General features: G+C 77.6%; 1 protein-coding gene (running past one end of the window). It reads right to left on the bottom strand.

The genetic code is table 11. The annotated features are described in order from the left end of the window. Positions 1-4: 4 nt before the first annotated feature. Positions 5-10,426 carry the 3' end of a type I polyketide synthase gene (locus ACFPM7_RS25425; protein ID WP_378250293.1) on the bottom strand. It continues 18,552 nt past the right edge of the window, so the window shows 10,422 of its 28,974 coding nt (coding positions 18,553-28,974); the start codon falls outside the window, past its right edge; it ends in the stop codon at positions 5-7.

Genomic DNA, 10,426 nt, shown 5'->3' with positions numbered 1-10,426 from the left:
GGACTCACTTCCCGAGGTCGTCTAGGAGGTCGAACAGTTCTTCCGCGGTCGCGGAGCCGAGGTCGTCGGTGTTCGCATGGGTGTTCGCGCCGCCGCCCGCCCCGCCGTGCGCGGAGCCGTCCCAGGCGCGCACGAGCGCCTTGAGCCGCCTGCCGATCGCCGCGCGCGCCTCGTCGCCCTGGGGCACCGCCGAGAGCAGCGCCTCGACCTTCGCCAGTTCGGCGTAGGCCGCCGCCCCGCCCGCCGCCGCGCCGCCGAGCTCGGCGTCGAGGTACTCGGCGACCGACTGCGGCGTGGGGTGGTCGAACACCAGCGTGGCGGGCAGCGCGAGCCGGGTGCGGCCCGCGAGCAGGTTGCGGAACTCCACCGCGATCAGGGAGTCGAAGCCGAGGTCCTTGAACGCGACCGCGGGCTCGACCTCCTCGGCGCGCTGGTCGAGGACCTGCGCGGTGGCCGCGGTGACCGCGTCGAGCAGCAGCTTCGCCCGGCCCGCCGGGTCGGCGGCGGCGAGCCTGCCGTGCCAGGCGTCGGCGTCTTCGGCCGCGCCGCGGGCGGCGGCCAGCAGCGGCCGGGCCGCCGGGACGCCGGTCAGCAGCGCGCTCGGTCGGGCGGAGGTGAAGCCGGGGACGAACCGCGCCCAGTCGATGTCGGCCACGGTGACGGCCGCCTCGCCCTGGGCGATCGACTGCCACAGGGCGGCGACGGCGCGGTCCGGGGCGAGCGCGGTGAACCCGCCGCGGCGCAGGCGCTCGGCGGTGGCCGCGTCCTGCACGCCCATGCCCGCGCCCGCCCACGGGCCCCACGCCACCGAGGTGGCGGGCAGGCCGTCAGCGCGGCGGCGCTCGGCGAGCGCGTCGAGCACGGCGTTCGCCGCGGCGTAGTTGCCCTGGCCCGCCGCGCCCACGGTGCCCGCGAACGAGGAGAACAGCACGAATGCGTCCAGGTCACCGGTCAGTTCGTGCAGGGCAAGCGCGCCGTCCACCTTGGCCCGCAGGACGCTGGCGCAGCGCTGCGGGGTCAGGCCCGCGACGACGCCGTCGTCGAGCACGCCCGCGGCGTGGAACACGGCGGTGAGCGGGCGCTCGGCGGGGATGGCGGCGAGCACGGCGGCCAGCGCGTCGCGGTCGGCGGCGTCGCAGGCGGCGAAGGTCGAGTCCGCGCCGAGCGCAGCCAGCTCGGCGCGCAGGTCGGCCGCGCCGGGCGCCTGCCCGCCGCGCCGCCCGAGCAGCACCACGTGCTCGGCTCCGGTCCTGGCGAGGTGGCGGGCCACGGCCGCGCCGAGCGCGCCCGTGCCGCCGGTGACCAGCACGGTGCCGCGTGGCCGCCAGTCGGGGACACCCGCGCGGGCCGGGGCCGGGGCGAGCCTGCGGCCGAACACGCCGCCCGCCCGCAGGGCCAGCTGGTCCTCGCCGTCGGCGTCGGCGAGCACGGCGGCGAGCCTGCCCGCCACCGCCGCGTCCAGTGATTCCGGGAGGTCGATGACGCCCGCCCAGCGGTCCGGGTGCTCCAGCGCGGCCACCCGGCCGACGCCCCACACCGCGGCCTGCGCCGGGTCGGCGAGCAGCTCGCCGTCGGAGACCGCGACCGCGCCGCGGGTCAGCCACCACAGCGGGGCGGCCACCCGCGCGTCACCGGCGGCCTGCACCAGCGCGGCGACCGCCATGAGCGCCGCGGCGGCGTCGCCGGCGGGGGCGATGCCGAGCAGGCCGTCGACCGGTCCGGCGGCGCGCAGCCGCTCGGCCAGCACGCCGCGGTCGTCGGAGCCGACGACCGTGCGCACCGCGACGCCCAGGGAGCCGAGCGAAGTGACCACATCGGACTCGGCAGCGGACTCCACGTCCGACGGCAGGACCGCCAGCCAGGTCCCGGACGGCACGCCGGTCCGGGCGGCGACGGGCTGCCAGGTGCTCCGGTAGCGCCAGGCGTCCAGTTCGCCCGCCTCGGCGGCGCGCCTGCGCCACGCGGCCAGCGAGGGCAGCAGCCCGGCGAGCGCGTCGGCGTCGGCGCCCAGTTCGGCGGCGATGGCGGCGGCGTCGGCGTTCTCGACCGCGGCCCAGAACGCCGCGTCGCGCGGGTCGGCGGCCGGGGCGTCGGTGGTCTCGGGCCAGAACCGCCTGCGCTGGAACGCGTAGGTGGGCAGCTCCGCGCGCGGCCCGTCGCCGAGCCCGGCGGAGAGGTCCACGGGCACTCCGGCGACGAACAGCCTGCCGAACGCGGCGGCGGCGGCCTCGGCCTCCCGCTCGCCGCGCACCAGCGCGACGGCGGTCCGCTCGGGCAGGCAGTCCGCGGCCATCGCGGTCAGCACGCCCTCGGGCCCGATCTCCACGAACACCGCCCTGTCGAGCGGGGCGTCGAGGGAGGCGACCGCGTCGGCGAAGCGCACCGCGCCCCTGACCTGGTCGACCCAGTACGCGGGGCTGGTGACGGGGTGCTCGCTGCGCGCCGTCGCCACCAGCGGGACGCGCGGCTGCGCGAAGGCGGTGTCGGCGATGGCCTCGGCGAACTCGGCCAGCATCGGCTCCATCAGGTGGGAGTGGAAGGCGTGGGAGACGGTCAGCCGCTTGGTCTCGGCGAAGCCCGCGGCGGCGGCGAGCACGGCGTCGGCGTCGCCGGAGAGCACGACCGAGTCCGGCCCGTTGACCGCGGCGAGGTCCACACCGGACCCGAGCAGCGGGGTGACCTCGGCCTCGGTGGCCCGGACGGCGACCATCGCGCCCGCCGCTGGAAGCGCCTGCATCAGCCTGCCGCGCACGGCGACCAGCCGGGCCGCGTCCTCCAGGGTCAGCACCCCGGCGACGTGCGCGGCGGCGATCTCCCCGACGGAGTGCCCGACGAGCACGTCGGCGACGAGGCCGCGGGACTCGGCGAGGCGGTGCAGCGCGACCTCGAAGGCGAACAGCGCGGGCTGGGCGAACTCGGTGCGGTGCACGTCGTCGGTGTCGAGGACCTCCTCGAGCGGCCGCGACAGGTGCGGGTCGAGCGCGGCGGCCGCGGCCTCCCAGGCCTCGGCGAACTCCGGGTGCGCGGCGCGCAGGGCGCGGCCCATGCCCGGCCGCTGCGCTCCTTGGCCGGTGAACAGGAAGGCGACGCCGCCCGGTTCGGTGGCCGCGCCGGTCACGCCGTCGCCATCGGCGAGGGCGCGCAGGCCGTCGAGGAGCCGGTCGCGGTCGGCGCCGACGACGACGCCGCGCTGGGCGAACGCGGTCCTGGCGGCGGCGAGGGTGCGGCCGACGTCGGCCAGTGGCAGGTCGGGGTGGGCGAGCAGGTGCGCGCGGACCTTCGCGGCCTGGGCACGCAGCGCGGCGCCGGTGGTTCCGGAGAGGGGCCACACGTGCACGGCCGGGTCGGCGCCCACGGTCTCGGGGGCCTCGGGGTTCTCGGGGGCCTGCTCGATGATCACGTGCGCGTTGGTGCCGCTGATGCCGAAGGACGACACCCCGGCCCGGCGCGGCGCGCCGGTCTCCGGCCACGGCTGGGCCGAGGCCAGGACCTCGACCGCGCCCGAGGACCAGTCCACGTGCGGGGTCGGCTCGTCGGCGTGCAGGGTGGCGGGCAGCAGGCCGTTGCGCAGGGCCAGCACCACCTTGGCGACACCGGCGACGCCCGCGGCTGCCTGGGTGTGGCCCAGGTTCGACTTGACCGAGCCGATGAGCAGCGGGTGCCGCCGGTCGCGGCCGTAGGCGGCCAGCAGCGCGCCCGCCTCGATCGGGTCGCCGAGCGCGGTGCCGGTGCCGTGCGCCTCCACGGCGTCGACGTCGGCCGGGGTGAGCCCGGCGTCGGCGAGCGCGGCGCGGATGACCCGCTGCTGGGCCTGGCCGTTGGGGGCGGTGAGGCCGTTGGACGCGCCGTCGGAGTTGACCGCGGTGCCGCGCACGACGGCCAGCACGCGGCGGCCGTTGCGCAGCGCGTCGGAGAGCCGCTCCAGCACGAGCACGCCCGCGCCGTCGGAGAAGGTGGCGCCGTCGGCGTCGGCGGAGAACGCCTTGCAGCGGCCGTCGGGGGCCAGCCCGCCCTGGCGGGCGAACTCGCCAAACACGCCGGGGGTGGCCATCACGGTGACGCCGCCCGCCACGGCCAGGGTGCTCTCCCCGGACCGCAGGGACCGCACGGCGGTGTGCAGGGCGACCAGCGACGCGGAGCAGGCCGTGTCGACGGTCAGCGCCGGGCCCTCCAGGCCGAAGGTGTAGGCGACGCGGCCGGAGAGCACGCTGGCGTTGTTGCCCACACCCACGTGCCCGCCGACCTCGGCGTCGGCGTCGCGCAGCAGGGTGGCGTAGTCCTGGCCGTTGGTGCCCGCGAACACGCCCGTGCGGGTGCCGCGCAGGGTGTCGGGGACGATCCCGGCGTCCTCGAACGCCTCCCACGTGGTCTCCAGCAGGAGCCGCTGCTGCGGGTCCATCGCCAGCGCCTCGCGGGGCGAGATGCCGAAGAAGGCCGGGTCGAACTCGGCTGCGTCGTGCACGAACCCCCCTTCCAGCGCGTACATCCGCCCACTCTCGTCCAAGGCCGAGTAGGCATTTCCTTGGACTTTCCAGCCGCGGTCGACCGGGAGCGGTCCGATGGCGTCGCCTCCGTCGGCCAGCAGGTCCCAGAGCTGGGCCGGGGTGGCGACCCCGCCGGGGAAGCGCACGGCCATGCCGACGATGGCGATCGGCTCGTCGGCGGGTCCGGCCGTCCCGGCCGCAGTGGTCTCGCCGGAGGTGTCCGCGCCGGTCAGCTCGGCGCGGATGTGCTCGGCGAGGGCCTGCGGGCTGGGGTGGTCGAAGACCACGGTGGCGGGCAGCGTGAGCCCGGTCGCGGCGTTGAGCCGGTTACGCAGCTCCAGCGCGGTGACCGAGTCCGCGCCGAGGTCGCGGAACGGGCTGCGGGCGCCGACGTCGCCGGGGGCGGTGAAGCCCAGCACGGCGGCGACGTGCTCGCGGACGACGGCCAGCGCGGCCGCGTCCTGCTCGGCGCGCGGCTTGCCCGCCAGCGTCGCGGCGAACCCGCCGACGGCCGCCTCCTGCCGCGGGGCGGCTGCCGCGCCCGCCGCGGCCAGGGCGCGCACCTCGGGCAGGTCGGCGATGAACGCGCTGGCCCGGCCCGCGGTGAACGCGGTGCCGAAGCGCTCCCAGCGCACGTCGGCGATGGCGACCGCGGGCAGCCCGGCGGCCAGCGCGGCGCGCAGCTCGGCCACGGCCCGCTCGGGGTCCATCTCGGCGAAGCCGTGCCTGCGGGCGGTGCGGCCGACCTCGCCGTCGGCCATGCCGCCCTCGGCCCACGGCCCCCACGCCACCGACAGCGCGGGCAGGCCCTCGGCGGCGCGGTGCTCGGCGAGCGCGTCGAGGTAGGCGTTGCCGGGGGCGTAGTTGCCCTGGCCGGGGACGCCGAAGACGCCCGCGATGGAGCCGAACACGACGAAGGAGGCCAGGTCGCGCTCGCGGGTCAGCTCGTGCAGGTGCCACGCGCCGCGCGCCTTGACCGCCAGCACGTCGGACACGCGGTCGGGGGTGAGGGCGTCGACCGTGGCGTCGTCCAGGGCGGCGGCGGTGTGGATGACGTCGGTCAGCTCGGGCAGGCCGTCGACCAGGGCGGCGAGCGCGGCGCGGTCGCCGAGGTCGCAGGCCGTGATCGTGACCCGCGCGCCCGCGGCCTCCAGCTCCGCGCGCAGGGCCTCGGCCCCGGGAGCGTCGGGGCCGCGCCTGCTGGCGAGCACGAGGTGCGCGGCGCCTTCGGCGGCCTTCCAGCGAGCGACGTGCGCGCCGAGCGCCCCGGTGCCGCCGGTGATGAGCACGGTGCCGGGCGCGGTGGCGCGGTCGGGAACGGGGGTGTCGGGAGCGCGCTCGAAGCGGCGGCCGTGCACGACGGAGCGGCGCACCGCGACCTGGTCCTCACCGCGCGGGTCCGCCAGGAACCCGGCGAGCGTGGTCGCGGCCCGGGCGTCGAGGTCCTGTGGGAGGTCGACGAGCCCGCCCCAGCGCTCGGGGTGCTCCAGGGCGACGACGCGGCCGAGGCCCCAGACGGCGGCCTGGTCGGGCGAGGCGGGCCGGTCGGCGCGGACGACGGCGTGCGCGGCGCGGGTGCCGTTCCACAGCGGGGCGCCCACCCCGGCGTCGCCGAGCGCCTGGGCGAGCGACAGCGTGGCGGTCAGGCCGCGCGGGGCGCAGCCGTAGGCGCGGTCGTCGACGGCGAGCAGCGAGAACACGCCCGTGTACTCGCCCCCGGCGGCGCGCAGCGCCTCGGCGTAGCCGTCGCGGTCGGGCCGGGCGGTGTCGAAGGCGACGACGGCCGGGTCGGGGAAGGCCGCGGTGACGGCGGCGGTCCAGGCCGGGTCCGGGTCGTCGGCGGGGACGGCGACGAGCCAGCGGCCGGTGAGGCGGCCGGGGTCGGAGTCGACCGCGCGCCAGGTGACCCGGTAGCGCCAGCGGTCGCCCGCGGGCTCGGGCAGCGGCGGCCAGAAGCGCTCGTGCTGGAAGGCGTAGGTGGGCAGCTCGGCGCGGACGCGCGACGGGCACAGCGCCGCCCAGTCGACGGGCAGGCCGCGCACGTGCGCCTCGGCGGCGGAGCGGACCAGCCGCAGCGCGCCGCCGTCGTCGCGGCGCAGCGACCCGGTGACGACGACGTCGGCCCCGGCGGTCTCCTGCACGCTGAGCGCGAGCACGGGGTGCGGGCTGATCTCCACGAACACACCGTGGCCGTCGGCGAGGGCGGCTTCGACGGCGCGCTGGAAGCTGACCCGCTCGCGCAGGTTCTGGAACCAGTAGGCGGCGTCCAGCGCGGTCGTGTCGACCCGCGCGCCGTCGAGCGCGGAGTAGAACGCGATCCGCGCCTCCCGGGGCGCGACCGGCGCGAGGTCGGCCAGCACCCGCTCGGCGATGGCGTCCACGCCGGGCCAGTGCGAGGCGTAGCTGACCGGGATGCGCCGCGCCCGGACGTCCTTGGCCACCAACTCGGCCACGATCTCGTCCAGTGCTTGGACTTCACCGGAAAGCACCGCTGCGCCGGGGCCGTTCACAGCGGCGATACCCGCGCGCCCTTCCCAGCGCTCCAGCAACACCTCCACCTCAGCGGCAGGAAGCGCCACCGACGCCATCCCGCCGTGACCCTCCAACACCTCCGCGATCGCCCTGCTGCGCAGCGCGACAACCCGAGCACCGTCCTCAAGCGACAGCGCACCCGCGACCACGGCCGCGGCGATCTCACCCTGCGAGTGGCCGACGACGGCGGCGGGCTCCACACCCAGCGACCGCCACACCTCGGCCAGCGACACCATCACCGCCCACAGAGCGGGCTGCACGACATCCACCTTCGCCAGGGCATCGGCGTCGGACAGCACGTCGAGCACCGACCACGACACGTACGCCGACAGCGCCGCGTCGCACTCGCGCAGCCGCTCGGCGAACACCGGGGACTCCCCGACGAGGTCGACGGCCATCCCGACCCACTGCGCGCCCTGCCCCGGGAAGACGAACACCACGGGCTGGGTGTCGAGCGCCGAGCCGGTCACCAGCGCGGCGTCGGCCCCGCCCGCGGCCAGCGCCGACAGCGCCCGCGCCCGGCTCTCGGCATCGGGGGCCAGCACGACGGCGCGGTGCTCGAAGCGGCTGCGCCCGGCCAGCGCCGCCGCGACGGCCGCCGGATCGGCGTCGACGGCGCCGAGCCGCGCGGCCTGCGCGGCGAGCGCGGCCGGGGTCTTGGCCGACAGCACCCACGGCGTCGCGGCCACCGGGGCGGCGGCCTCGGCGGCGGGCGCGGGGTCCGGGCCCTGCTCCAGGATCACGTGCGAGTTGGTGCCGGAGATGCCGAACGACGACACCGCCGAGCGCCGCGCCCGCCCGGTCTCCGGCCAGCTCACCGCGTCGGTCACCAGGTCGACCGCGCCCGCGGTCCACTCGACCTCGGGGGTGGGCCGGTCGACGTGCAGGGTCGGCGGCACGGTGCCGCGCCGCATCGACTCCACCATCTTGATCACGCCGGCCACCCCGGCGGCGGCCTGGGTGTGGCCGATGTTGGACTTGATGGACCCCAGCAGCAGCGCGGTGTCCCGCTGCTGCCCATAGGTGCTCAGCAGCGCCTGCGCCTCGATCGGGTCGCCCAGCGCGGTGCCGGTGCCGTGCGCCTCGACCACGTCCACATCCGACGGCGCGAGGCCCGCCGAGGCGAGCGCGGCGCGGATGACCCGCTGCTGGGACGGCCCGTTCGGCGCGGTCAGCCCGTTCGACGCGCCGTCCTGGTTCACCGCGGACCCGCGCACGACCGCCAGCACCTCGTGCCCGTTGCGCCGGGCGTCCGAGAGCCGCTCCAGCACCAGCATGCCCACACCCTCAGACCACGCGGTGCCGTCGGCCCCGGCCGCGAACGCCTTGCAGCGCCCGTCGGCGGCGAGGCCGCCCTGCCTGCTGAAGGTGATGAACTCCAGCGGCGTCGACATCACCGTCACGCCGCCCGCCAGCGCCATCGAGCACTCTCCCTGGCGCAGCGCGGTCGCCGCGAGGTGCAGCGCCACCAGCGACGACGAGCACGCCGTGTCGACGGTGACCGCCGGGCCCTCCAGGCCGAGGGAGTAGGACACGCGCCCGGACAGCACGCTGGCCGAGTTGCCGGTGTTCAGGTGGGCCTCGACGTCCACGCCGGAGTGCAGCAGCACGCCCGCGTAGTCCTGCGAGCTGGCGCCGACGAACACGCCGGTCGGGGTGCCGCGCAGCGCGGCGGGGTCGACGCCCGCGCGCTCAAGGGACTCCCAGGACACCTCCAGCAGCAGCCGCTGCTGCGGGTCCATGGCCAGCGCCTCACGCGGGGAGATGCCGAAGAACGCGGCGTCGAACTCGGCGGCCCCGGCGAGGAAGCCGCCCTCGCGGACGTAGGCGTCGCGGGTCAGCTCGGGCATGTCCCAGCCGCGGTCGGCAGGGAAGCCGGTGATGGCGTCCACGCCGTCGGCGGTGAGCCGCCACAGCTCCTCGGGCGTGCGGACGCCGCCCGGGTAGCGGCAGGCCATGCCCACCACGACGATCGGGTCCTCCGTGCTGCGCGCCGGGCCGCCGCTCTGGCGGATGACGACGGTCGCGCCGTCCAGCTCGGCGAGCAGGAAGTCGGCGAGGGCGCGCGGGGTCGGGTAGTCGAAGACCAGCGTCGTCGGCAGGGTGCGGCCGGTGGCCGCGCCGAGGCGGTTGCGCAGCTCGACAGCGGTCAGCGAGTCCACGCCGAGGTCGCGGAAGGCGCGCTCGGCCCCGATGCCCGCCGGGCCGTCGTGGTCGAGCACGGCGGCGGCCTGCGCGCGGACGAGGTCCAGCACGACCTGGGCGCGCTCGGCGTCCGGCTTGCCCGCCAGCTGCGCGGCCAGCTCGGACTTGTCCGCCGCGCCGGACGCCGAGCGCCTGGTCACGACCGGCGCGAGTTCCCGCAGCAGCGGGGCGACCGACGGCAGCGCGCGCAGCGCCCGGACGTTGACCTCCTGGGCGATGAGCACCGGCTCGTCACCGGCGATCGCGGCGTCGAACCAGCGCAGGCCGCGCTCCGCGGTCAGCGGCGGCAGGCCCGCCCGCGCCATGCGCTGGCGGTCGGCGGCGGTGAGCCCGCCCGCCATGCCGTCGGCCATGTCCCACGCACCCCAGGCGAGGGAGACCGCGGGCAGGCCTTCGGCGCGGCGGCGCTCGGCGAGCGTGTCGACGAAGGCGTTGGCGGCGGCGTAGTTGGCCTGCCCGGCCGCGCCGGTCGTGCCCGCCAGCGAGGAGAACAGGACGAACGCCGACAGCGGCAGCTCGCGGGTCAGCTCGTGCAGGTGCCACGCGCCGTCAGCCTTGGCCGAGAGCACCCTGGAGAGCCGCTCGGGGGTCAGCGCGGTGAGGACGCCGTCGTCCAGGACGCCCGCGGCGTGCACGACGGCGTTCACCGGGTGCGCGGCGAGCACGGCGGCGACCGCGCCCCGGTCGGCGACGTCGCAGGCCACGACCGTGGCGCGGGCGCCGAGGTCGGCCAGCTCGGCGACCAGGTCGGCCGCCCCGGGGGTGTCGGGTCCGCGCCTGCCGGTGAGCACCAGCTCGCGCACGCCGTGCGCGGAGGCGAGGTGCCGGGCGAGGACCGCGCCCAGGCCGCCGAGGCCGCCGGTGATCAGGACGGGGCCGGTGACCTGGTGGTCGGCGGGGGCGAGCGGGGCGCGGACGAGGCGGCGGGCGTGCGGGACGCCTGCGCGGACCTCGACCTCGGGCTCGCCGGTGGCGACGGCGGCCAGCAGTGACTCGGTGTCGGGCCGCTCCAGCACGACGAGGCTGATCCGGTCCGGGTTCTCCGTCTGCGCCGAGCGCACGAGGCCGCGCACGGCGCCGGAGGACGGGGAGCCTTCGCCCCACACGGTCACGACCAGGCGGGAGTCGGTGAACTCGGTGCCGCTGAGCCATTCCTGGAGCACACCGAGCACCCGCGCGGTGTCGGCGTGGGCGGCGGCGAGCGG

The sequence above is a fragment of the Actinokineospora guangxiensis genome (assembly GCF_042657845.1).
GTDB classification, from domain to species: Bacteria; Actinomycetota; Actinomycetes; order Mycobacteriales; family Pseudonocardiaceae; genus Actinokineospora; species Actinokineospora guangxiensis.
Note: the sequence above shows the minus strand (reverse complement) of the source record. Positions and strands in the feature narration are given on the sequence as shown.